The organism is Anthropogastromicrobium sp. (assembly GCF_037349415.1).
Taxonomy (GTDB): Bacteria; Bacillota; Clostridia; order Lachnospirales; family Lachnospiraceae; genus Anthropogastromicrobium; species Anthropogastromicrobium aceti.
In genome coordinates this window covers 37,373-61,730 of record NZ_JAXWCK010000036.1, presented here as the reverse complement: position 1 = coordinate 61,730, position 24,358 = coordinate 37,373, and the positions used below count along the sequence as shown (strand labels likewise).

16 protein-coding genes, 1 tRNA gene, 1 pseudogene and 1 other annotated feature are annotated in these 24,358 nt (G+C 42.4%); of the genes and pseudogenes, 13 read left to right on the top strand and 5 right to left on the bottom strand.

The genetic code is table 11. The annotated features are described in order from the left end of the window. Positions 1 to 19 precede the first annotated feature (19 nt). Together WJP93_RS08365 and WJP93_RS08360 are read right to left on the bottom strand one after the other, a co-directional pair. Entirely contained in the window at positions 20 to 1,711 is a 1,692-nt protein-coding gene (locus WJP93_RS08365; protein WP_337547738.1) for an FAD-dependent oxidoreductase, read from the bottom strand. A 23-nt stretch (positions 1,712 to 1,734) separates the two neighbouring features. Beyond that, positions 1,735 to 2,856 (bottom strand): annotated as a pseudogene (locus WJP93_RS08360) (prephenate dehydrogenase); the annotation flags it as partial. Between the two features lie 297 nt (positions 2,857 to 3,153). On the opposite strand from WJP93_RS08360, the gene WJP93_RS08355 reads away from it, so the two are divergent. From WJP93_RS08355 to WJP93_RS08345, 3 genes are all read left to right on the top strand, one after another. Beyond that, complete coding sequence (locus tag WJP93_RS08355; protein ID WP_262536428.1) at positions 3,154 to 5,235, top strand: elongation factor G; 2,082 nt, start codon at positions 3,154 to 3,156, stop codon at positions 5,233 to 5,235. Between the two features lie 81 nt (positions 5,236 to 5,316). Then, positions 5,317 to 5,545: a binding site (T-box leader), on the top strand. 64 nt (positions 5,546 to 5,609) lie between these two features. Further along, the gene (gene leuS, locus WJP93_RS08350) at positions 5,610 to 8,015 is read left to right on the top strand and encodes a leucine--tRNA ligase (RefSeq protein WP_337547736.1); all 2,406 of its coding nucleotides are present in this window, start codon (positions 5,610 to 5,612) and stop codon (positions 8,013 to 8,015) included. A gap of 152 nt (positions 8,016 to 8,167) precedes the next feature. After that, complete coding sequence (locus WJP93_RS08345) at positions 8,168 to 9,943, top strand: M28 family peptidase (RefSeq protein ID WP_337547734.1); 1,776 nt, start codon at positions 8,168 to 8,170, stop codon at positions 9,941 to 9,943. Between the two features lie 72 nt (positions 9,944 to 10,015). Here WJP93_RS08345 and WJP93_RS08340 read toward each other — a convergent pair whose 3' ends face one another. Further along, positions 10,016 to 10,309, bottom strand: coding sequence for a hypothetical protein (locus tag WJP93_RS08340; RefSeq protein ID WP_227101586.1), 294 nt, complete (start codon positions 10,307 to 10,309; stop codon positions 10,016 to 10,018). Then, a complete protein-coding gene (locus tag WJP93_RS08335; protein ID WP_337547732.1) occupies positions 10,293 to 10,616 on the bottom strand; it encodes a hypothetical protein in 324 nt (107 codons plus the stop codon). Before WJP93_RS08335 ends, WJP93_RS08340 begins: the two co-directional genes overlap by 17 nt. Before the next feature lie 103 nt (positions 10,617 to 10,719). Here WJP93_RS08335 and WJP93_RS08330 point away from each other — a divergent pair, with 103 nt between their 5' ends. The 9 genes from WJP93_RS08330 (at position 10,720) to WJP93_RS08290 (ending at position 19,101) form a co-directional block, all read left to right on the top strand. Next, the gene (locus WJP93_RS08330) at positions 10,720 to 11,031 is read left to right on the top strand and encodes a S8 family serine peptidase (RefSeq protein ID WP_227101585.1); all 312 of its coding nucleotides are present in this window, start codon (positions 10,720 to 10,722) and stop codon (positions 11,029 to 11,031) included. A 78-nt stretch (positions 11,032 to 11,109) separates the two neighbouring features. Further along, positions 11,110 to 11,967, top strand: a complete 858-nt coding sequence (locus tag WJP93_RS08325) for a cadherin-like beta sandwich domain-containing protein (RefSeq protein ID WP_337547729.1) — start codon at positions 11,110 to 11,112, stop codon at positions 11,965 to 11,967. Positions 11,968 to 11,971: 4 nt separating this feature from the next. After that, positions 11,972 to 12,355, top strand: a complete 384-nt coding sequence (locus tag WJP93_RS08320; RefSeq protein WP_118612007.1) for a GntR family transcriptional regulator — start codon at positions 11,972 to 11,974, stop codon at positions 12,353 to 12,355. Between the two features lie 45 nt (positions 12,356 to 12,400). Beyond that, positions 12,401 to 12,967, top strand: coding sequence for a UvrB/UvrC motif-containing protein (locus WJP93_RS08315; RefSeq protein ID WP_227101583.1), 567 nt, complete (start codon positions 12,401 to 12,403; stop codon positions 12,965 to 12,967). After that, positions 12,954 to 13,988 (top strand): ATP--guanido phosphotransferase, encoded by a 1,035-nt coding sequence (locus WJP93_RS08310; RefSeq protein ID WP_308731710.1) that lies wholly within the window; start codon positions 12,954 to 12,956, stop codon positions 13,986 to 13,988. The genes WJP93_RS08315 and WJP93_RS08310 overlap by 14 nt, the downstream gene beginning before the upstream one ends. Positions 13,989 to 14,015: 27 nt before the next feature. After that, positions 14,016 to 16,496: an ATP-dependent Clp protease ATP-binding subunit gene (locus WJP93_RS08305; protein ID WP_308731709.1), complete on the top strand. Its 2,481-nt coding sequence runs from the start codon at positions 14,016 to 14,018 to the stop codon at positions 16,494 to 16,496. Between the two features lie 129 nt (positions 16,497 to 16,625). After that, positions 16,626 to 17,039, top strand: coding sequence for an endosialidase (locus tag WJP93_RS08300; protein WP_066562523.1), 414 nt, complete (start codon positions 16,626 to 16,628; stop codon positions 17,037 to 17,039). Between the two features lie 104 nt (positions 17,040 to 17,143). Next, positions 17,144 to 18,535, top strand: coding sequence for a DNA repair protein RadA (radA, locus tag WJP93_RS08295; protein WP_262536436.1), 1,392 nt, complete (start codon positions 17,144 to 17,146; stop codon positions 18,533 to 18,535). Positions 18,536 to 18,579: 44 nt separating this feature from the next. After that, positions 18,580 to 19,101 carry a YcxB family protein gene (locus WJP93_RS08290; RefSeq protein WP_066562522.1) on the top strand — a complete coding sequence of 174 codons (522 nt, stop codon included), beginning with the start codon at positions 18,580 to 18,582 and terminating at the stop codon, positions 19,099 to 19,101. Positions 19,102 to 19,197: 96 nt separating this feature from the next. Here WJP93_RS08290 and WJP93_RS08285 read toward each other — a convergent pair. Beyond that, positions 19,198 to 19,268: transfer RNA gene (locus tag WJP93_RS08285), tRNA-Trp, on the bottom strand. Between the two features lie 465 nt (positions 19,269 to 19,733). Between WJP93_RS08285 and WJP93_RS08280 the strand changes: the two genes are divergently transcribed. Further along, positions 19,734 to 24,335, top strand: a complete 4,602-nt coding sequence (locus WJP93_RS08280; RefSeq protein WP_337547725.1) for a hypothetical protein — start codon at positions 19,734 to 19,736, stop codon at positions 24,333 to 24,335. Positions 24,336 to 24,358: the final 23 nt, after the last annotated feature.

Below are 24,358 nucleotides of genomic sequence, written 5' to 3'. Positions count from 1 at the left end.
CCACTGGCAAGTAAGAAACTTATAAATCCATTCCACAAGCTGTTTCTTTCTCGACAAGGCTTCTGTCATGCATTACGGCTTCATAAAAACGAAATCCTCCGGCAAAATTATAGGCATCATAGCCATTTTGTGACAATATACGTGTCGCAATGTAGCTTCGAAGTCCGCTTTGGCATATTACGTATACAGGCTTATCTTTTTCAATTTCTGATAAATGATCTCTGAGCTCATCAACAGGAATGTTTTTAAAGCCTTCAATATGACTGTGTTCATATTCAGAAATAGTACGCACATCAAGAAGTGTTGCATTTGAATCCTGCAAAATTGATGTAAGATCACTTAAATGCCACTGCTTTAAGATGCCATTTGCAATATTATCAATCATAAAACCTGCCATGTTAACAGGGTCTTTTGCAGAAGAGTATGGCGGCGCATAAGCTAAATCTAAATCCTGTAGCGAAGTTGCCTTAAGATTTGCATGAATGGCTGTTGACAACACGTCAATTCGTTTGTCAACGCCTTCGTAGCCTACAATTTGGGCGCCTAGCAAACGATATGTATTCTTTTCAAAAACAACTTTCATTGTTATAACCTTGCCGCCGGGATAATAGCCAGCGTGGTTCATTGGAGAAAGAATTACTGTATCAACATCTAATCCAGCTTTGCGTGCATTTGTTTCGTTAATACCAGTTGTTGCAGATGTCAGATCGAATACCTTAATGACACTGCTTCCCTGACTTCCAAGGTAGTGACTGTCGCCGCCGCAGATATTGTCTGCAATAATGCGTCCCTGCTTATTTGCTGGTCCTGCAAGAGAAATCAGTGCATCCTGGCCTGTGACATAATGTTTAACCATAACAGCATCGCCGGCTGCATAAATATCAGGAATTGATGTTTCCATGCGATCATTGACTACAATGCTGTCTTTGATACCAAGCTGCAGTCCGGCTTCCTTTGCAAGATGTGTATCTGGCGTGACGCCAATGGCAAGGACAACAAGATCAGCATGTAGCACCTGCTCATCATTAAGCAGTACACGAATAGTTTCACCGTTTTCTTCGAATCCTTCTACAGTGCGTCCAAGAAGAAGCTTTACGCCGTGCTTTCTCATTTCATTATGAATAAATGATGCCATATCTGCATCAAATGGATTCATTAAATGCTTTGGGCGCTGAACGATTGTTACATCTATGCCAAGATCCTTTAGATTTTCAGCCAATTCAAGTCCGATAAAGCCGCCGCCGGCCAACACAGCTGACGTGGGCTTTTTGGTTTCAATATATTTTTTTAAACGAAAAGTATCTTCGACAGTGCGAAGAGTGAATACTTTTTCCATATCAATACCTGGAAGGTTTGGCTGTGTCGGCCTTGCACCTGGAGAAAGAATCAATTTATCATAAGATTCCTCAAATACCTCTCCTGTAGTTAGATTTTTTACAGAAACAGTTTTTCTCTCTGGATGAAGGGCTGTCACCTCATGATGAACCTTCATTGTAACACGAAAACGCTTAAAAAAGCTTTCTGGCGTCTGCAGTGTCAAAGCCTCTGGATCTGTAATAACATCTCCAATATAATATGGAAGTCCACAATTAGCATAGGAAATATATCCGGAACGCTCAAATACGATAATCTGAGCATGCTCATCTAATCTTCTGATACGGGCTGCTGCTGTCGCGCCGCATGCGACACCACCCACAATTACTATCTTCATAAAGATCCTTTCTGAATATCTTCTTATTTTTTCTGATAAACCGGGTAATGGTGGTACTTAAGGCATTCTGTTGCTCTTTCGCAGGAAGCCTGATCATGGAACTCAATCTTGATTGTACCAGCCATATGTTCACGGTTATGGTTAATTCCTATATTTTTAATGCTGACATTTTCAAAGGCAAGCAAAGTGGCAATGACAGAGATAGCACCTGGTTGGTCAGGAATATCGCAAAAGATGGCATATTCCGGATTCATTGTTGCACTGCCGCGCTTATCGCTGATGGAGTTGCGGTATGTACCAGATTGCTCAAAAATATCGTAAATGTCTTTATGATTGTCTGTTTTTAGATCGGTTATTGTCTGGTCAATTGCCTTTTTGTAATCCTCTAATAAGGAAATAATATTGTCCTTATTTGTAAAAAGAATTTGCTCCCACATAACAGGAGAAGAAGATGCAATTCTTGTGATGTCCTTAAAACCGCCTGCAGCAATCTTTTTCATTGTCCCGTCAGGAAAATCAGACTGAGCAACAAGATTTACTAAAGATGATGCAATAACGTGCGGTACATGACTGATTGCTGCAACTGCATAGTCATGATTTTTATAGTCAAGTACAAGCGGAATAGCTGCCTGATCAGCGGCAAATTGAATCATTGTGTCGAGCTGATCGTTCGTTGTTTTTGAAGTCGGCGTGATTACATAATATGCATTCTCCAAAAGAGAAGCCTTTGAGCATGCATATCCAGTGCGCTCAGAGCCTGCCATTGGATGTCCGCCGACAAAGCAGTCCTCCATGTCAAGTGCGATTACCGTCTCGTGAATAGCTGTTTTTGTACTGCCAACATCAGTCACAATGCAGCCAGGCTTTATAAATGGCCGAATAGCCTTTAAATACGATTCATTAAAAGAAACGGGAGTGCAAAGGATGATCATGTCACATGCGCGAAGTGTCTCATCTACACCATCTAAAATTATGTCAACAATGCCGTCAGCCTTTGCCTCTTCAAGCGTGCTGCGTGTTCTCATATAAGCCATAATTACGGTATCAGGGTGAACCTGCTTTATTTTGCGGGCGATTGAACCGCCAATCAGTCCAAGCCCGATAAATCCTATTGTCTTAAGCTTCATAATTTTGCCTTTCCGTGCTCTGGCAGTATAGGAAAACCAGAGTGTCTGAACGTATTGTAGCGAAAGTGGAGTGGAAAGTCAAGCTTTTTCACTTTAAAGCGCGAAATATAGTTCCAACGACGAAATCATTGCACCGAATGGCTTTCGTAACATGAATTGTAATAAAAACCATATCAAAAATGTGAAAAAATAGTTGCAATTATTTGAAATATTTTATATAATATATCTATCGGATTTCAAGGGGTCTCGAAATTACATACTGCAAAAGAGACAAAATAAACTTGGAAAGCAAAGAAAGATTGGAGGACGTGACTTATGAAGGTTTATGAAACTGGAAACATCCGCAACGTTGTAGTAATGGGACATGGCGGATGTGGTAAGACAACACTTGTTGAGGCTATTGCCTACCAGACCGGTATTACAGCTAGGATGGGAAAGGTGACGGACGGAAACACCATCAGCGATTATGATAAGGAAGAGCAGAAGCGTCAGTTTTCCATTTCGACCAGCGTAGTTCCGGTCGAGTTCGAGGACATCAAGATCAATTTCTTAGATACACCTGGATATTTTGACTTCGTAGGAGAAGTAGAGGAGGCTTGCCACGCAGCAGGTGCCGCTGTTATCGTGATCAACGGCAAATCTGGCGTAGAGGTTGGTACATTAAAGGCATGGGAGCTTTGCGAAAAGTATAAGCTGCCGAGACTGTTTTTTGTAACGGGCATGGATGATGATCAGGCCAGCTATCGTAAGATCGTTCTTGAGTTAAATGATCGTTTTGGACGTAAGGTAGCACCGTTCCATGTGCCGATCCGTGAGAATGAAAAGTTCGTCGGCTTTGTAAATGTTGTAAAGATGAAGGGCCGCCGTTTTATCAATGATACAAGCGAATATGAAGAGTGTGATATTCCTGATTATATGGATAAGCACTTAAACATCAGCCGTGATGCACTTGTTGAGGCTGTTGCTGATACAAGCGAGGAGCTGATGGAGCGTTATTTTGCAGGTGAAGAGTTTACTTATGAGGAAGTTTCTACTGCACTTAGAACTCACGTTATGGACTGTCAGATTGTTCCTGTATTAGTTGGATCAGGTATTCATAATCAGGGTACCAGTATGCTGATGAACGTAATTAAGAAATATTTCCCATCACCTGAATATACAATAAACCATGGAAAGGAAACATCTACTGGAGAGCTTGTAATGGTAAAGTGTGATCAGAACAAGCATCTGTCTGCAAAGGTATTTAAGACTGTAGTAGATCCGTTTATCGGAAAGTATTCCTTAATTAAGGTTGTAACAGGTACATTAAAGGCCGGTGATGGCATTTATAATGTAAATAAGGGAACAGAAGATCGTGCGTCTAAGCTGTATTTGCTTCGCGGCAAAGAAACCATTGAGGTTCCAGAGCTTCGCGCAGGAGATATTGGTGCACTGGCAAAGATCGAAAAGATCTCCACAGGTGATACCATTTCCACAAAGGGTGCAACACTTATTTATGATGGACCGCAGGTAAGTAAGCCATATACATGCAAGGCATACCGTGCAAAGAATAAGTCAGATGAAGATAAGATCAATGGTGCACTTGCACGTATGGTAGAGGAAGATCAGACACTTCGTCTTGAGAACGATGTAGAAAATCACCAGACACTGATTTATGGCATCGGTGATCAGCAGCTTGATGTTGTTGCAAGCCGTATTCTGAATCGTTATAAGGTTGAGATCGAGCTGTATCGCCCGAAGGTAGCATACCGCGAGACACTTAGAAAGAAAGTTCAGGTACAGGGTAAGTATAAGAAGCAGACAGGCGGAAGCGGACAGTACGGCGATGTTCATATGGTATTTGAGCCATCAGGTGATCTTGATACACCATATGTATTCGAAGAGAAGGTAGTAGGAGGCGCTGTTCCGAAGAACTACTTCCCGGCAGTTGAAAAGGGTATTCAGGAGTCTGTATTAAAGGGTACACTCGCAGGTTATCCAGTAGTTGGCTTAAAAGCAACACTTGTTGATGGTTCCTATCATCCGGTAGACTCTTCAGAGCTTGCATTCAAGATGGCTGCAATTCTTGCTTACAAGAAGGGCTTTGCAGAGGCAAATCCAACGATCTTAGAGCCAATTGTATCAGTTTCCATCACCGTTCCGGATGAACTTGTCGGTGATGTTATGGGTGACTTAAATAAGCGCCGCGGCAGAGTACTTGGCATGGATCACGTAGCAGGCGGCAAGCAGATGGTAACAGCAGATGTGCCAATGGCAGAGATGTATGGTTACTCCACCGATCTTCGAGCAATGTCAGGTGGTATGGGCGAGTTCTCCTATGAGTTTGCAAGATACGAGCAGGCACCTCAGGATGTCCAGAAGAAGATTATTGAGGCAGCTGAAAAAGAAGAGCAGTAACCAACAATCTAACATTAAGAGTTTTGAAAGAAAGAGGGGGTTGACAAGCCCCCTTTTTCTATGGTATTGTAAAAAAGTGAAAAAAATGCAATGACAAGGAATAGTAAGCAGGGGAGAGCTTCAGAGAGCTGCCGGTAGGTGAAAGGCAGCAGCTTATAACTGCCGAACTGACCTTAGAGCACCGGTAGGGAAACGTCATTATATAAAGACGGAGTAGTTGGCGGCGGGTATTCCCGTTATAGAAGATCGAGGGCAAGGCATATGGCTGCCTTGAAATAGAGTGGTACCGCGAAGTCTTTTCGTCTCTATACAAAGAGAAAGAAAGGGCTCTTTTTTTTCATAAGAAGAGACCCGGAAAGGAAACACAAAACACAATGAACAAGAATTACGATCCAAAAGAAATTGAATCAAAATGGCAGAAGGTCTGGATGGATGAGAAGGCATTTGCCGCAACAGATGACTACACCAAGCCAAAGTATTATGCGCTGGTTGAGTTCCCATATCCGTCAGGACAGGGACTTCATGTAGGTCATCCGCGTCCATACACAGCACTTGATATTGTTGCCAGAAAGAGAAGATTACAGGGCTACAACGTACTGTATCCAATGGGATGGGATGCATTTGGTCTTCCAACAGAAAACTACGCAATTAAGAATCATATTCACCCGAAGATCGTTACAAAGAATAATGTAGCTCGTTTCAAAAATCAGCTGCAGTCTTTAGGTTATTCCTTCGATTGGGACAGAGAGATTAACACAACTGATCCGAATTACTATCACTGGACACAGTGGATCTTCTTAAAGCTGTACAAAGCAGGCTTGGCATATAAGTCAGAGATGCCTGTTAACTGGTGTACTTCCTGTAAGGTAGGTCTTGCAAACGAGGAGGTTGTAAACGGTGTATGTGAGCGCTGCGGAAGCCCTGTTGTTCGTAAGATGAAGAGCCAGTGGATGTTAAAGATTACCGAATATGCAGATAAGCTGATCGATGGTCTTGACAGCGTTGATTATGTTGAGAAGGTAAAGGTTTCTCAGAGAAACTGGATTGGCCGTTCAAATGGTGCAGAGGTTGATTTCTCAATCGCTGGTGCAGATGATAAGCTTCGCATCTATACAACACGCCCGGATACTTTATTTGGTGTAACATACATGGTAGTATCCCCGGAGCATCCATATCTTGATAAGTATAAGGATCAGATTTCCAACTGGGATGAGATTGTTGCATACCGTGAGGAAGCAGCAAAGAAGTCTGACTTCGAGCGTTCTGAGCTGGCAAAGGATAAGACCGGTGTTGAGATCAAGGGCTTAAAGGCAGTTAATCCGGTAAATAAAAAAGAAATCCCGATCTGGGTTTCTGATTATGTACTGATGAGCTATGGTACTGGTGCAATCATGGCAGTTCCGGCTCATGATGAGAGAGACTGGGCATTTGCAAAGAAGTTTAACCTTCCAATCGTTGAGGTTGTAGCAGGCGGAGATGTTCAGAATGCTGCATTTACTGATGTTCAGACAGGAACACTTGTAAACTCAGGATTCCTTGATGGACTTGAGGTTGCTGATGCAAAGAAGAAGATCATTGAGTATCTTGAAGAGAATAAGATTGGTACACCAAAGAAAAACTATAAGTTAAGAGATTGGGTATTCTCAAGACAGCGTTATTGGGGTGAGCCGATCCCGATCGTAAAGTGCGAAAAGTGTGGATATGTTCCGTTATCAGAGGACGAACTGCCGCTGGAGCTTCCAGATGTAGAAAGCTATATGCCGACTGATAATGGTGAATCTCCATTAGCTGCTATGACTGATTGGGTTAATACAACATGTCCGTGTTGCGGCGGTCCGGCAAAGAGAGAGACTGATACTATGCCTCAGTGGGCAGGTTCATCATGGTATTTCTTACGCTATACTGATCCGCACAATAACGATGCACTGGCAAGCAAGGAAGCTATGAAGTATTGGCTGCCGGTAGACTGGTACAATGGCGGTATGGAGCATACTACACTTCATCTTCTGTATTCTCGTTTCTGGCATCGTTTCCTGTATGATCAGGGTGTTGTTCCATGCAAGGAGCCATATCAGAAGAGAACTTCTCACGGAATGATTCTTGGTGAGAACGGTGAGAAGATGTCTAAGTCACGTGGAAATGTTATCAACCCTGATGATATTGTAAACGAGTTTGGTGCAGATACACTTCGTACTTATGAGATGTTTATCGGTGCATTTGAGCTTGCAGCAAGCTGGAGCAATGAGGGCGTAAAGGGATGCCGTCGTTTCTTAGAGCGTGTATGGAAGCTGCAGGATATGCTGACTGATGAGGAAGGTTTTTCTAAGGATATGGAAACTAAGATGCATCAGACTATGAAGAAGGTTTCCTCAGACTTTGAGACCTTAAAGTATAACACAGCAATCGCTGCAATGATGGCACTTTTAAATGATTTCTACAAGAAGGGCAGCATCACAAAGGGCGAGTTAAAGACATTCTTAATTCTGTTAAATCCAGTTGCACCTCATATCACAGAAGAAATGTGGGCAGACTGCGGTTTTGGCGGACGTCTGTATCAGCAGGCTTGGCCAGAGTATGATGAGGCAAAGACTGTTGAGAATACAGTAGAGATTGCCGTTCAGATTAACGGAAAGACAAAGGGTACTGTTTCTATCGCAAGAGATTGTGATAAGGATACTGCTATTGCAGCAGGAAAAGAAGTAATCAAGGATAAGCTGACTGGAAATATTATCAAAGAGATTTATGTTCCAGGAAGAATTATCAACATCGTTATGAAATAATGTGAAATAAAGCCGCAGCATACAGTCGCATAATGCGGCAGCGCTGCGGCTTTGACAATTTTTGAAACGAGTATTGTGATTTTCAGGTCTATACGCAGAATGCAATTTTGCATGGCTCTGAGTATTTACCAGATTTCGGAAAAGAGGTTTCTATGAAGATTTGCAAAAGGATAAAAGCAACAGTTCTGGCCTTGTGCCTGGTAATTGGTATGTGTGCAGTTTCATTTCCACAGACCGTTCATGCTGAGTATGGCGATAATGCATATGCGTTTATGAAGCAGCTGCAGTCTAATTATCCATATCGTCAGGTCAATTCATCAAACGGAATGCTGTCAGGAGCCGAGGAATGGTTAAAGGCACAGATTGCTACGATGGGCTATGAGTATATGGCACAGCCGTTTACCATGACATCAGCTGATGGTGTGACACCATGCTATGGAGAAAATCTTATTTTTTCAAAACAGGGAGCAAGTGATCGTGTTATTGTAGTTGGTGCGCATTATGACTGTGTGGAGCAGACTTTTGGTACTGATGATAATGCATCGGGAGTCGGCGTACTGTTAGAGCTTGCAAGTATCTACAGCACAAAAGAATCTCCGTATACTATTCGCTTCATCCTATTTTCAGCAGAGGAGCCGGGTTGTCTTGGCAGTCAGTATTATGTAGATAATCTTAGTCAGGAAGAGCGCGACCGCATTGCATGTATGATAAATATTGATACGATTGCAGCTGGCGACAATATGTATCTCTACGGAGGTACTGTGGATGACAGTGGAAGCATTGTTCAGGATTGGGCTGTTTATCAGGCACAGTCAGCAGCAGATCTTCTTGGTCTTGATATGTCTTTCCATCCAGATGTAAACGACAGTTTCCCGACACCTACAAAAGCAACAGCGAGTGATCAGATGCCATTTGCTAATGTAGGTATTCCTTATATCTATTGTGAAGCTTCAAACTGGAATGGTGAGCCGTACACAAATTTCTATCAGACAAGCAATTCGGCCGTTGACGGCGGTACTATTATGCATAAGGCTGAGTATGATAATCTGACATTTATTGAGAATACGTTTGGAACGCGTGCATATGAGCACCTTCAGGCATATGCTAAATTGCTCGATTATCTGCTTGAGAATATGAAGGAGGGCGAGTACGCAACTGGCTATACCTTCGAGGATACTAACACAAAGGCAACTACAACTAGTTCCGTTTATTTAAGAGAGAAACCTACACAGTACAGTCCGTCAGTTACATTGCTGGATGCAGACACTGAGGTTACTGTGACAGGTTATCATGCAAGCTGGTGCCGCGTCGAGGTAGATGGTCAGGAAGGCTATATTAAGACTGATTATCTGACAATGGAAGATGAAATTGCCTCTAAAGAGGACGAATCGTCAGAAGAAGAGTCTGAGAATGCCTCTGAAGAAGCATCAAAAGAAGCTGAAAGCAGTATGTCAGAGGAGTCATCATCTGAGGCTGCTGAAAATGAATCAGAAGAAGCTGTTTCAGAGAGTGAATCTTCAGAAAGCGAATCTTTCAAGAATGAAGCCTCCAAGAATGAAACCGTTTCTGAGGAGGCGTCAAGTGAGAAAGAAACAGATGGGGCTTTGAGTCAGAGTGCTTCCAGCCAGAATGCATCTGCGCCTGAAGCTGACAGCCAGAATACAGTTGAAAAGATTATTGACCAGTTAAAAAATGATCCGTATACACTTCGTATTGTACTGATTGCTGCTATCATAATTATTGGCATATGGCTGTGTGTATTTATTGCACTTCGCCGTAAGAAGAATGCGCAAAAAAATGAAGACTCAAATGGAGCATCAAATAGTTCTGAGGAAACATTAAAGAAAGCGAAACGGGCAGATATGTCTGATTCAAAAGATTCAGATAATGGCTTTGCGGATCCAGACAAAAATAAAGACGAAAAATAAAAATATCGCTGTATAAAAAATAAGAGACAGGAATGACGCAAATATTCCTGCCTCTTTTTGTATGCGTATATATCAAGTATTAGATTGAGGAGGTGGTGTCTTTTTGCTTTGCTTCGCCAGCATTTTGGAAAGTTGGTGCAAAAGCTCCACTCTTTTTTTCTCCTTTGGAGAAAGGTTTTTTGTCAGCTGTGATACTAGTGCATCTGTCTCTTCATCGCTAAAGCTCATATGCTTTCCAGCGATTTGGCGATTGATGTTAAGAAGAAATGGAAGCAGCTCATTTTGATTTTTGCCGGCTGCATCACTGACGATTTGTTTAATAAACTGAGCTTTTTCAGGGGACATATTGTCAAATGGTGTTGTCATCGTGCTTGGCGCCTCCTTCTGATTCATATTCGCGATAAAGTCGTGCCATCTGGGCAAGATTTGTTACCATGTCAAGCATTTCAAGCTCCTTAGGCGTGCAGTATTCGCGGATTGACTGAGATAAGCCTGTGAGCGGATCCTGGTCATCCTTACTGCAGGCCTCAAGAGATTCTTCTTCCTCATCAAGCCTGTGCATTGCCTGCTGAAGCTCAAACATGCGCACACAGATACGGCAGGCTTCCCGAAGCGGCGAGTGCATGTACGGCAAAGAGGCTTTTAAAATCTGAATGTGGCGCTTTTGCTGCATAAGGCACCTCTTCGATTTTCTTTTTTCTTTAATGGAGTATATGCGGACAACATGTTTGTTAGTACATAAGTTATAGTAAGCAGATGACAAGAAGGAGCGACATATGCTTATTATAGAGAAGAATGCAGTTTATGAGGTGGATTGTGAGTGCCTTCAGAAAAAACGGGGGCGCTATGCCAATTTAACATGTGAGGAGCGACAGATTGAAAAAGAACAGATTATTGTGCCAACAGGCGGCGTATGCAAAGAATCACTTTCTTATACAGGAAAAGGCGTAACGGTAGCCATTTTGGATACAGGCCTATATCCGCATCCTGATTTTAAAGATCGTATTGTGGGTTGGTATGATGCGATAGGCCATGAGGCGTATCCGGTCGATCCAAACGGACATGGAACACAGGAAGGAGGAAATTAGTGTTGCTTTTTTTACAAAGGTGTGCTATTCTGTCTATAACAGATGCCTACAAAGGTTTAGAACAACGAGGTGTGGGGAATGAATATGATAATTAAGAAGGAAGCAGCGACACTTGAAAGAACATCTGCGAATGAAGGAGTGCAGCTGCAGTCGCTGACATTAAGCGAAGGTACTATCCGTTTTGAGCCGGATGTAACTGATTACAATGTAACGGTTGCAGAGGATGTGACGAAGATTTTGGTAAAAGGCGTTACAAGCGATGAGAACAGCTTTTATACGGTAAGCGGAAATACGAATCTTGTGAAAGGAAAAAACGAGATTGTTGTTACTGTTACCGATAAGGATGGCAACATCGGACATTACTACATTCATGTGCAGGTGGGAGAGCAAAAAGAGCAGACATCACAAAGTGATTCCCAGTCACAGACAAATCAGGCAGCTCAAAGTGTTTCTGAGTCAGTGGCTAAGCCGGGTGATGAAAATGAGCTTCTTTCAAACACCGTTAATGAATTTCAGACTTTTGCAGAAACTGTTACCTCAGGAAATCTTCAATATGTCACATATGGCGTGCTAGGATGCGGTGCACTGGCAGTTGTTTTGTGGGTTGCAGTCTTTATTAGAAGGGCAGCGGCAAAACGGCGCTACAAAAAGGAAAGAAATGAGCGTATGGCTCGCAGAAAAGAACAGGAAAAGCAGTGGGAGCTTGCTCAGACGCAGCAGGATATTCTTTTAAAGCAGGTTGATGAGTTGCTTGAGAAGAAAAGAACGCAGAATACAAGAGGACCAAAAGTGCATGACGAAGAGCCAGAGGACTTTGATTATGACGAAGGCTATACAGATGATGAAGACGATTACGGCGATTATGATGAAGAACAAGAGGCCGAGCTGGATCGTTGGTTAGCCGGACTGGATGATGGCCAGGACGAGGACAGGTGATTAGATGATAATAAAGATAGATTTTAACAGTGATGAAGCAATTTATATGCAGATTACTAACCAGATTATTATGGGTATTGCAAAGCGGCAGATCTGTGATGGAGATCAGCTGCCTTCCATACGAAATATGGCAGATGAGATCGGCATAAATATGCACACTGTCAATAAAGCATACACAGTACTCAGACAGGCAGGTTATGTAAAGTTAGATCGCAGAAGAGGTGCTATTGTCAGTGTAGATGTTGATAAAATTGAGGCAATCGAAGAAATTCGAAGAGAATTGTCTGTCACACTGGCGAAGGCAGGCTGCATGCATATATCAAAAGAAGAGATCCACGAGCTGGTGGATGAGATTTACAACAAACATTTGTCAGATGTTCAAAATTAAATTTGTTTTGGACGAAAACAGTTATTTTTGTGAGGAGGAATAACTATGCTTTGTGAGCAATGCAGGATGAGGGAAGCCAGCATTGTCATCCGGGAAGTAGTAAACGGGACTGTGACGGAGCGCAACTTGTGCAGTGAATGTGCATCTCAGTCTGATCTGGGCGGAATCCTTATGGATTCTTCAAGCCCATTTGCAAAACTTTTGTCAGGAATCCTTGGAATCAGCGATTCCAGACGCAGCGAGGAGGAGGACGCATCTAAGCTGTCCTGTCCGACTTGTGGGATGACATACAAAGAATTTGTTCAGGACGGACGCTTTGGCTGTGCGGACTGTTACAATACATTCGGGCTTTTAATAAATAACAGCATTAAAAAGATACAGGGAAATAATTCCCATACCGGAAAGAAACCGCGCTTTTTGGGTGATAAAAAGATTCATGCAGATATGGTAGCTGATGCCAAGAAGCGTCAGAGCTTGCAGGAGCAGCTTGAGATTTGTCAGGCAAAGCAAAAGGAAGCTGTTTTGGAGGAAGATTACGAAAAGGCAGCCTACTACCGTGATGAGATCAAAAAGATTAAGGAAAGGATTCAGGCCGGTGATGAAGTGGTATGAGGAGAAGGATGCGGAAAATGATGTAATCGTTGCAAGCAGAATCCGTCTGCTTCGCAACCTGCGTGATTACAAATTTCCGTGGAAATTAGAGGAAGAGGATGCAAAAAGGCTGACGAAGGAGCTTGAAGAAAAGCTTTGTGGAATCGGCAGCCTTGATGGAAGAAGTTACCAGACATGGGATCTTTTAACGATGACGCAGACAAAAAGAAATGCCCTTCGTGAACGGCGCATGATTAGCCGCCGTGCAGCAAAGGAGCCAGGATATGCAGGACTGATTTGTTCAGCAGATGATGCCGTGAGTCTGACAATCAATTGTGAGGATCACCTTCGGATGCAGATAAGTCATGCAGGTTCACAGCTTCGCCAGTCATGGAAGGAGATGGATAAGATCGATGATTATATAAATGAGCTGTATCCATATGCGTTTGATGATCAGGTTGGTTATCTTACGACATATCCTACTAATATAGGAACTGGCATGAGAGCATATCTTGTGCTTCATCTGGCACTTCTTGATTCTGTCAGCCGTTTTGATGATATGGTTGACGAGATTGGGCGTTTTGGATTAAAATTAAAGCCAGCTTTTTCAAGTGACAGACAGTTAAATGGAAATATGTATGTGCTGTACAATGAAAAGACACTTGGAACAAGCGAGGAGGAAATTTTAGAGCTTCTTGATAAAGTAGGCGGTCAGCTTGCCAGTCAGGAGCGAACACTTCGCGATAATTCCATTGAACAGCATAGGCTTGAGGTGGAGGATATATGCTATAAGGCATATGGTACGATTCGTTATTCAAAGCTCATGACATTGAAGATGGGCATGCATCTTGTATCACAGCTTCGCTGGGGACAGGAAAAACAAATTATTAGATTCAAGGAATATTGCAATTTTTATGAAATTATGATGGGAATGCAGGAGGCAAATCTGACAGCACAAAATAAGACGACAGGTGTATCAAAGCAAAATCAGCTGCGTGCAGATTATCTTAGAAGCTGTCTGCCAGAGCTTGTGCAGCCGTAACTCATCACATATGGAGGAAAAACACTTATGTTTGAACGATTTACAAATCGGGCACAGGAAGTTATAGGTGAGGCAAAGAAAGCCGCTGCGCAGCTAGAGCAAAATTATATCGGAACTGAGCACCTTCTTCTTGGCCTTGTGCGTGTTTCGGACAGCGTGGCAAGTAAGCTTTTGCAGGAACAGGGCGTTACAGAGGAGCGTCTTGAGGAATTGATTTCATCGCTCATTACACCGACGGGTTCCGTCAGTGTGCGTGAACCAGATGGATTTTCACCGGAAGCATACCGCGTAATCCAAAGCAGCTACTTAGAGGCAAAGCGCTTTCATTCAAGTCTGGTTGGAACAGAGCATATTTTAATCTCAATGCTCAAAAGCTTCGACTGTGCCGGAACAAAGCTTTTGAATACAATGAAAGTAAATATTCGTCAGCTTTATATAGAGCTTGTATCTGCAAAGGATGGCGATGTGGCAGCGGCAAGGGAAGATGTGGAATCACTTCAGTATACAAGAAATGCAGAAAGTAAAACACCGCTTCTTGATCAGTATAGTACAGATCTGACAGAGCTTGCTAAAGAAGGAAGGATTGACCCGGTTATCGGCCGTGAGCAGGAGATTAATCGTGTGATCCAGATTTTAAGCAGACGTACAAAAAATAATCCTTGTCTGATCGGTGAACCTGGTGTTGGAAAAACTGCGATTGCAGAAGGTCTGGCAAGCCGTATCTATGAGGGAAATGTGCCAGATACTATTTCTGGAAAACGTGTGGTGACACTCGATATGGCTGGCATGGTAGCCGGTTCAAAGTATCGCGGTGAGTTTGAAGAGCGCATGAAAAATGTGATCAATGAAGTGCGAAACGATGGTCAGACACTTCTATTTATTGATGAGCTCCATACATTAGTCGATGCAGGCGGCGCAGATGGAGCTATGAATGCTTCTAATATTTTAAAGCCATGCCTTGCAAGAGGTGAGCTTCAGATTGTTGGAGCAACTACTATTGATGAGTACAGAAAGCACATCGAAAAGGATGCTGCTCTTGAGAGAAGATTTCAGCCTGTTATGGTAGAGGAGCCTTCTGAGGATGAGACAGTTGCTATTTTGAAGGGTCTTCGCCATGTTTACGAGGAGCATCATAGAGTTAAGATTACAGATGCAGCATTAGAGGCGGCTGTTAAGCTTTCATCACGCTACATCAATGATCGTTTCTTGCCGGATAAGGCGATTGATCTTGTCGATGAGGCTGCTTCTAAGGTTCGATTAGCAGCATTTGTTGCGCCAGAGGCAGTATCAAAGCTTAAAAAAGATATTGAAAGCTTAAATCAGGAAAAGGAAAGTGCAATTCAGGAAGAAGCATTCGAGAAAGCTGGAGAGATCAAGAAAAAACAGGATAGAAAACAGGCACAGATCAATCGTCTGATGGAAAAGTGGGAGCAGGAAAAGGAAAATACGCGCTTACAGGTAACAGAGCATGAGATTGCAGATGTTGTTTCTACCTGGACAAAGATTCCGGTTCGCTCACTCGAAGAGGGTGAGGCAAAGCGTTTGATGAATCTTGAAAATGTGCTTCATGAACGCGTTGTCGGACAGCAGGAAGCTGTAACTGCTATTTCTAAGGCAATTCGCAGAGGACGTGTCGGCTTAAAGGATCCAAAGCGTCCAATCGGTTCTTTCTTGTTTTTAGGTCCAACAGGTGTTGGAAAAACAGAGCTGTCAAAGGCACTTGCTCAGGCAATGTTTGGAACAGAAAATGCAATTATACGTGTTGATATGTCCGAATATATGGAAAAGCACAGCGTCAGCAAGCTCATTGGTTCACCGCCAGGATATGTAGGATACGAAGAGGGTGGCCAGCTCTCAGAGCGTATTCGCCGCAATCCATACAGTGTGCTTCTATTTGATGAGATTGAAAAAGCACATCCAGATGTATTTAATATTCTGCTTCAGGTGCTTGATGATGGACAGATTACAGATGCGCATGGCAGAAAAGTCAGCTTCAAAAATACAGTGATCATCATGACCTCTAACTGCGGTGCTGCCAATATTATGTCACCAAAGCGTTTAGGATTTGGTGCGTCATCTGATGCGAAGGCAAACTACGAGCAGATGAAGGCAAAGGTTATGGAGGATGTTAAGCAAAGTTTCAAACCGGAATTTTTAAATCGTATTGATGAGATCATTGTATTCCATCCGCTGTATAAGGAGGATATGAAAGCTATTCTTGATATTATGCTTCGTTCAGTCACATCAAGAGTAATGGAAAACATGGAACTCAAGCTTAAGGTGACAGATGAAGCACAGGACTATCTGATTGACAAGGGCTTTGATGAAAAATATGGTGCACGTCCACTTAGAAGAGCTCTCCAGACATACCTTGAGGATTCAATGGCAGAGGAAATACTAGAGGGACGTATAGAACGCGGTGACAGCGTAACAGTTGAAAAGGGTGAGAATGGACTGAAATTTTCTGTGCGCCATAAAAGAAAAACGCCTGTAAAAAAGGCTGAATAAAGTTTAATTTTTGGTTGGAAAATCAAATTTGATATGCTATACTGAAATAGCGATAGGCGGTTCGCCTGTGGGGTGGGCCGCAAATAGTATACGATGCAATGCAGCAGCAAAAATCAGGAGGAAACAGTAATGGCAGGAATTAAGGAATTAATCCGCACTGAGGAAGACAATACATTAAGCTTTGGAAATTATGATCTTCCGACAAAAGGTAAGGTTTCGGATTATGTATTTGACGGAGATGTATATAAGGTAAAGACTTTCCATGATATCACCAGATTAGAGAAAAACGAGACATTTGCCTATGAGTCAACACCGGGAACCGTAGTTACCGATTATAAGGAGACTGAGGATACATTGTCCTTTATCGTAAATGGTTTCCAGGATACACAGATCATCGTTGCAGTAGAGGATGACACTGAGTATCAGGTAAGTGTGGATGATGCCGTAATTGAAAATTATGAGACTAACCTTTCCGGAAAGATCGTAATCTCACTTGAGCTTGAGCCGGGATGTGTAAAGAAGGTTCAGATTTGCAAGAAATAATGAACTCGCTCATATAGTTCATACATAGCCCAATATGGCAAATCATGGGGACGGGATTTGTGGCTGCTTGAGGCCAGATCCCTGTCCTCTTTTTTTTAGGAGGAATGATGAAGGCAAAACAAACCGCTTTTTTTTGCAAAGAATGCGGATATGAGTCCGCAAAATGGATGGGGCAGTGTCCGGGATGCCGCCAGTGGAATACTTTTGTTGAAGAGCCTACGGCAGGAAGTTTTGCCACAACAAAATCAGGCGGCGCGAAAAAGCAGGGACTAGAAGCATCAAAGCCGCTTCGTCTTGAAGAGATAAGTACAGATGAGGAAGACAGAAGCAGTACAGGGCTTCATGAGCTGGATCGTGTTTTGGGCGGTGGTCTTGTTACAGGTTCTTTAATTCTTGTTGGCGGTGATCCTGGTATTGGAAAGTCAACGCTTCTTTTGCAGGTATGCCGAAATCTTGCTGTATCTGGCAAAAAGGTACTGTATGTGTCAGGTGAGGAATCTGCCCGTCAGGTAAAGATGCGTGCGGATCGTCTTGGCGGTTTTTCGGGTGAGTTATTGCTGCTATCGGAGACAAATCTTGAAAAAATTGATAATACGATCACAAAGGAAATGCCGCAGGTAGTAGTGATTGATTCTATTCAGACTATGTATCGCGAAGATATCTCATCAGCGCCGGGAAGTGTCAGTCAGGTAAGGGAATGTACTAATACGCTTATGCAGATTGCAAAGGGCAGGAGCATCACGATTTTTCTTGTCGGTCATGTGACAAAGGAAGGTGTAGTTGCAGGTCCTAGAGTGCTTGAGCATATGGTGGATACAGTGCTTTATTTTGAGGGAGACCGCAGTGCAATGTACCGTATTCTTCGTGCAGTAAAGAATCGTTTTGGTGCGACAAATGAGATGGGTGTATTTGAAATGGTGCAGTCAGGCTTAAAGGAAGTTGCAAATCCCTCTGCTTACCTGCTTGAAGGAAGAAGCCTTGACAGCAGTGGAACGGTCACGGCCTGTCTTATGGAAGGAACGCGCCCAATTATGCTTGAGGTGCAGGCACTAGTCTGCCGGACAAGCTTTGGATTGCCAAGACGTACGAGTGCCGGAATTGATGGAAATCGTGTAAATTTATTGATTGCTGTTTTGGAAAAACGAATGGGTATGGCACTATCTTCATGTGATGCGTACGTAAATGTCACGGGAGGAATAAAGATTAGTGAACCTGCGTTAGATTTGGCAGTCGTCATGGCAATTGCAGGAAGCTTTCGTGATCGCGTGATTGATGCACACACTGTTATTTTTGGAGAAGTCGGACTGGCAGGAGAGATTCGTGGTGTAAGTATGGTGCAGCAGCGAATCAACGAAGCTGCAAGACTTGGTTTTACCTGCTGTATTCTTCCAAAGATCAGTGCGAAGGATATCACCATCCCAGAAGGGATGAAGTGCATTCCGGTGGCGACCGTCAGGGAAGCCGCGGGGCTAATTGAGAAGATGCAGGGGGCGTGAAGCCACAAAGATGATTAAAAGATGATTATAAGGAGGATAAGAGATTGATTCGATATAAGATAGACATATCGCAAAAAGAATGTGATGCGTTAATTGAAATGCAACTAAAGCATTCTGTAAGTCGTGGAATACAAAATTTCTTCAGAATCGTGCTGGCTATTTTGGCAATTGCGTTGCTGTATTGTACATTTTTTCTCCGACAAACCACGGAATCTAAAATTTTGGGAATCGTAAGCGCTGCCTTTTTTCTATGGTTTGCTACAGTAGGAATGATTGCTTATCAGAAATTTCTTTTAAAGAAAGTACAGAATAAATTGGATAAGCGAGCAACATTCGGTGAACGAGAATATGGATTTGATCAAGATGGTGTTATTGTGTGGACTGATTTCAGCTATAGCGAATTACAATGGGAGGCATTTAAAAATTGGGGAATATTTAAAGATTACATTTATTTGACAACGATTGCCGAACAAAGGATTCTTGTGAGGAAGGATGAATTGTCAGAAGAAGATCGGGAAGAATTATTTGATCTTTTAAATGCGAATGTAAAACGAGAAGAAAAGTGATGAAGAAATCTACGAGGGGCGCTTCGACGGCTGTGTCAGCGTCCCTTGTTTATTTTTATACAACAAAAAAGACATCCATAATGGATGTCTCTCAAGCAGGGGTAACAGGATTCGAACCCGTATTTACGGTTTTGGAGACCGTTGCTCTACCATTGAACTATACCCCTTTATGTTTGTCAGCTTTTGTAACCGACTTCTATATACTATCATATGAATATTAATTTGTCAACACTTTTTTTGAAAAAATTCCGAAAATTGATAAAATGTGCTACAGTTCACTCGGCATGCTAGATCTGGACCAATTTCATGCTTGCATAGAAATTTGACAGATCAGCAGGATGAAGTGGACGCCCGTTCACGGATAAGCCAATATTACGGCAAAGCCCTAAGGTGAATGGATTTCACGAGCCGGACACTTGGAGCAGGTCTTTCAAAGTAATGTATGATAAGAAAGAACATAAAAGGAACCTGCGGAGTTTGGTCCGGTGACGAAACCATTGCACCGTAGGGCTTTCGTGAACTGTAAGAAAATGGTAAGAACAAAAACTGCGGCATAGTGCTTGCGAAGAAGCAGTAAGTGTGGTAAAATTGTTGTGATTCAATTTATGATAAGATTTCAAAGGGGTACAAGCATGAATACACATACAGTTGAAGAATTGTACCGCCTAGCACAGCAGGGAAATACTGAGGCGCTCACGAGGCTTGGTATCTGCTACAAAAATGGAACCGGTACGGCTGTGGATCACAGTGCAGCAGCACAGTGTTTTTACTCAGCAGCGAATGCAGGAAATGCAGAAGCACAGTATCAGCTTGGTATCTGCTATGAGGAAGGCATTGGACTAGAGCAGGATCTGTCTGCTGCCGGATATTGGTTTCAGGAAGCGGCAAGGCGGTTTTACGAAGCTGCCCAGGTTGGAAATCCGCAGGCTCAATATGGACTGGCAAATTGCTATGCAGAGGGCCGAGGAGTGGAAAAGGATGAAGCTGCTGCTGTTTACTGGTATCAGGCATCAGCACAGCAGGACTATGCGGATGCACAGTATAATTTAGGCTATTGCTTTTTATTTGGCATCGGTGTAGAGGCAAATGAAATCATAGCACTCAAATGGTACAGCAGTGCCGCATCTCACGGTGATCCGCAGATGCAGCATAATCTGGGACTAATTTATAAAAATGGCTATGGCGGAGTAAGCAAAAACTACGGAAAAGCTGCAGAATGGTTTTTTAAAGCAGCCAGACAGGGTTATTCTGAGTCGAAGGTTGAGCTTGCACAGATTTATTTTCGAAATCCGTTAGCGGTAAAGGATATTTCCATTGCAGAGCGTCTGATGACAGAGGCGGCAGAGGAAGGAAATACACGTGCCCAGGAATATCTGGTGCATTATTATTTTGATCAGGATGCAGAAAAGTATGATTTGAAAAAGGCATGCAGATGGGCATCTGAGTGTGCAGACAGCAGTGATCCAACAGTTGCTGTCGTTCTTGGTATTAGCTTTGCTAATGGCGAGGTGGCCGAGATCGATGAGAAGCAGGCATTTGAGTGGCTGTCAAAAGCAAAGGATCAGGAGAAAAAGTTAAATGGAGAGGCATGTTATTACCTTGGAAAGTTTTATGAGGAAGGTAATGTGACAGAAAAGTCACTTGATGATGCCGAACATTTTTATCAGCTGGCTGTAAGAAAGCACTTTGCAAACGGATCTGAATCGCTCGAAAGAGTTAGAAGAGAGAAGGAAGAAATACGTAAGGCAGAGGAAGCAAAAGCCCTTCAAGAACAAAAAGAGGCAGAGGAGCTTAAAAAGCAGGAAGAAGTAAAGCAGCTTTTGAACTTAAAGCCAGAGCAGGCAGAGGGCGATGTAAAATCAGAGGAAGAAGCTAAAGAACCAGAAGGAGCAAAGCCTGAGGAAGCTGCTTTAGAACAAGAAGAAGCAAAGCCTGAGGAAGCTGCTTTAGAACCAGAAGAAGCAAAATCCGAGGAAGTTGTTTCAGAAACCGAAGAAGTTTCAGAACCAAAAGAAACAAAACCTGAGGAAGAAGCTACAGAACCAGAAGGAGCAAAGCCTGAGGAAGAAGCTTTAGAACCAGAAGAAGTAAAATCCGAGGAAGCTGTTTCAGAAACCGAAAAAGCTTCAGAACCAGAAGAGGCAGAATCTGAGGAAGAAGCTTCAGAACCAGAAGAGGCAAAATCTGAGAAGGAATCTTTAGAAGCTACAAATACAACTGATATTGCTTTTGCCCGTTTATTACAGCAGGCAAAAGAAACTCAAAGTCGTATTCAGAAACTTCCAAAGCAGGAAACTGTAAAGGAAGAAGATAAAAAGACACAGGAAAGTGAATCTTTGCCAAAGGAAGAGACAAAAGAGACTGAAACTGTTTCTCCAGAGCCAGTTGAAGAAGATTTTGTTTCTGAGATTGAGGAAGCAGAAAGCTCCATTCAAAAAGAAATCGCTGAGGCACAAAAGTTTGAAAAAGAACTTGATGTGCTGCAAAAGAAGATGGCACAGAATGTGCAGGATCTTCAGGAAGAAAAGAATGAAGCAGAAAAAACAAAAGTTTTTGACAAAGCGGATCTTGATCAAATTCAGCAGGTAGAAGCAAATCCTTCTAGCGAAGATACTGAATCGGCAGAGGAATCAGAGCAGGAAGAAGCTGATATTGAAACTGATGTCGAAACTGATGCTGAAATTAATAATGATATTGAAACTGATATTGCATATGATACAGAGGAATCTGAGAATGTAGACAGTGAGGAAGCTGAAACATTTTTCGAAGAAGAGGAAGAAGACGAAGATGATGAGGAGTGGGAAACCTCCGCGGATAATTTTGTTGCTTCTCTTTTAAAGACGGGTGCAAAGCTTACTAATACATCAGAACCAGTGATTCGCGAAGAGGAAGAGACAACTTCTGAGACAGTTGAATCGGAATCAGAAAATCAAAACATTGAAGATGAATCTGTAGAAACTGATTCTTCAAAAGCATTTTCAGAAGAAACAGAGTCTTATGAAAATGAGTCTGCAGAAGCAGAGCCTTCAAAAGATGACTCTGCAGAAATAGATGAAGAAGAATCACTTGAAGAAAGTGAAGATGAGTCTTTAACAGATGAAGTCGCAGACTACATAGAAAATTCTGATAATTCTGATGACGATAATTCAGACGATGCAGTTAATTTAGAAGAAGATTCTAAAGAGGAAGCTGCTAGCGATCTTGTAGAAGAATCATTGAGTGATGAGTATTCACAAGATGAATATTCAGAAGAAGATTACGCGGAAGATGATTATCAAAAAGAGGATGACAGCTTTGAAGATGAAAATGATTCTAAAACAGAGAATCAAAACGAATCCTCAGTAAAGAGCATGCCAAGGGCAACTCTTGTGGATGACTCTGTCTATGAATATGAAAAGGCCATTATCGATGATTTGAAGCAGGAAGATGTCAGCCGATATGTCGATGTGGATGAGGAAACATATGAAGAAGTAAAGAAGAAAAAGCACCACGTCGTACCGATTGTGCTTCTAGTTCTTGTTTCTTCGATTGCGCTTGCCGCAGCGATCCTTGCAGCGACAGGTCATCTTGGAGAGTTTGTAAATGCACTAAACGAGCAGTTTTCAGCTGGAAATCAGCCAGACGTAGACGAGTCTGCAAAGCTTCCAGAAAAATCTTCTGACAAAGCATTAGAAGAGAATACTGAAAAAGAGCATTCATCAGAGGTTAAGTCATCTGAAACACAAACGTCATCTGATACAGCTCCATCATTAAGTGCAGATGATAATTTAGAAAATAATAACGAAAACAATCAAACTTCCCAGAATACAGCAGCTGATACAGCTGCTGTATCTGATAGTGCGGAAATTACTTCAAGTGCAGGCAGTACAGAGCCATCTTCCTTAAAAGAAGAGAGCAGCACACCAGAAAAATCTGTGGATGAAGCAGAAACTGAATCAGAATCAGAGATAGAGTCTCAAACAGAATCTGAGTCTGAGACAGAAACAGAGTCAGATTCTGAAACAGAAACAGAAATTGAGAAAGAGTCTCAAACACAGACAGAATCTGAAACAGAGACAAAGACAGCTTCCACTGAACAAGAGAAAACAAGTCTTGAGCAGACAGAAACAAGCACACAAGATGCTGAAAATAAAACTGAATCAGAGTCAGAATCAGAGACAGAAACTGAGAAAGAGTCTCAAACAGAATCTGAATCTGAGGCAGAAACAGAGAAAGAATCTCAAACAGAATCTGAAGTAGAATCTGAGACAGAAACTGAGATGGAGACAGAAGCAGAATCCGAGTCTGAGGAGGATAATACAAATCCATATCATGAAGCGGCAAAAGCAAAGTATCCAACTTTTTCAAATGAAAGCTATACTCCAATTCCAGAGGTTTCTTCGGGATGTATTTACGCAAAATATACCAATTTTGATGAGGCATTTCAGACACTCTATACTAATCAGAGTGATTTGACAGGAGCAGCACAGGTTGCACTGAATACACCGGGATTTAATATTATTGGTTATCGTGTTTATATGCTTGCTTATCAGGATGGTATTCTGAATGCGTATAGTACACAGCTTGATGGCACAGATCTGCAGCTGAGTGCAGCAAACGTTGGCACAGAAGCATATATCATGAATGGAAGCATTTTCTCAGAAAATCGTGAATATTCAATGACAGGAGATCCTGTAGGAACAGCATATCCGTATATCAAACGTTTCCTTACATTTGGTGAGGATAAGGTTTACTATTTGGATACAGATGGAGACATAACAAGAAGCGATTATCAGCATACAGCTATTCAGCGTCTTGAACTAGGCATTGATGATGGCAATGATGTGGCTTGGGCACAGGTTATGGGACCGTATCTTGTTTATTATGATACAAAGACAGAGCTTATGTACAGCTGCAACTTAGATGTAGGCACGATTGTTTTGCTTGACTTTGATGGAGTCTCAGACCCATCTGGTCTTTGTGGAAATGGAAATTGGGTCTATGGTCTGTATGATGGAAAGCTTGCAAAGGTTCGTCCAAATGGAAGTGAACTTCAAACTATTTATGAGCCGGATGATTCACTAGAGCTTGTCTCAGTGGAGCATGCCATGGAAAATTATATTATTTTGACTGCAAAGAACACTGCAAATATAAAAACGAGTGCAGAAAATAATTCAGCAGATTCTAATGCAGGAATCAAAACGTATTGTTATAACCTGCAAACTGGAGAGATGACTCAGCTTTCAGCCGAATAAAAAGTTTGAGGGCAAGGGTTTTA

Coding starts and splice junctions, on each gene's coding strand:
- WJP93_RS08365 (WP_337547738.1), bottom strand. CDS start 1,711: ATGAAGATAGTAATTGTGGGTGGTGTCGCATGCGGCGCGACAGCAGCA.
- WJP93_RS08355 (WP_262536428.1), top strand. CDS start 3,154: ATGAAGGTTTATGAAACTGGAAACATCCGCAACGTTGTAGTAATGGGA.
- leuS (WP_337547736.1), top strand. CDS start 5,610: ATGAACAAGAATTACGATCCAAAAGAAATTGAATCAAAATGGCAGAAG.
- WJP93_RS08345 (WP_337547734.1), top strand. CDS start 8,168: ATGAAGATTTGCAAAAGGATAAAAGCAACAGTTCTGGCCTTGTGCCTG.
- WJP93_RS08340 (WP_227101586.1), bottom strand. CDS start 10,309: ATGACAACACCATTTGACAATATGTCCCCTGAAAAAGCTCAGTTTATT.
- WJP93_RS08335 (WP_337547732.1), bottom strand. CDS start 10,616: ATGCAGCAAAAGCGCCACATTCAGATTTTAAAAGCCTCTTTGCCGTAC.
- WJP93_RS08330 (WP_227101585.1), top strand. CDS start 10,720: ATGCTTATTATAGAGAAGAATGCAGTTTATGAGGTGGATTGTGAGTGC.
- WJP93_RS08325 (WP_337547729.1), top strand. CDS start 11,110: ATGAATATGATAATTAAGAAGGAAGCAGCGACACTTGAAAGAACATCT.
- WJP93_RS08320 (WP_118612007.1), top strand. CDS start 11,972: ATGATAATAAAGATAGATTTTAACAGTGATGAAGCAATTTATATGCAG.
- WJP93_RS08315 (WP_227101583.1), top strand. CDS start 12,401: ATGCTTTGTGAGCAATGCAGGATGAGGGAAGCCAGCATTGTCATCCGG.
- WJP93_RS08310 (WP_308731710.1), top strand. CDS start 12,954: ATGAAGTGGTATGAGGAGAAGGATGCGGAAAATGATGTAATCGTTGCA.
- WJP93_RS08305 (WP_308731709.1), top strand. CDS start 14,016: ATGTTTGAACGATTTACAAATCGGGCACAGGAAGTTATAGGTGAGGCA.
- WJP93_RS08300 (WP_066562523.1), top strand. CDS start 16,626: ATGGCAGGAATTAAGGAATTAATCCGCACTGAGGAAGACAATACATTA.
- radA (WP_262536436.1), top strand. CDS start 17,144: ATGATGAAGGCAAAACAAACCGCTTTTTTTTGCAAAGAATGCGGATAT.
- WJP93_RS08280 (WP_337547725.1), top strand. CDS start 19,734: ATGAATACACATACAGTTGAAGAATTGTACCGCCTAGCACAGCAGGGA.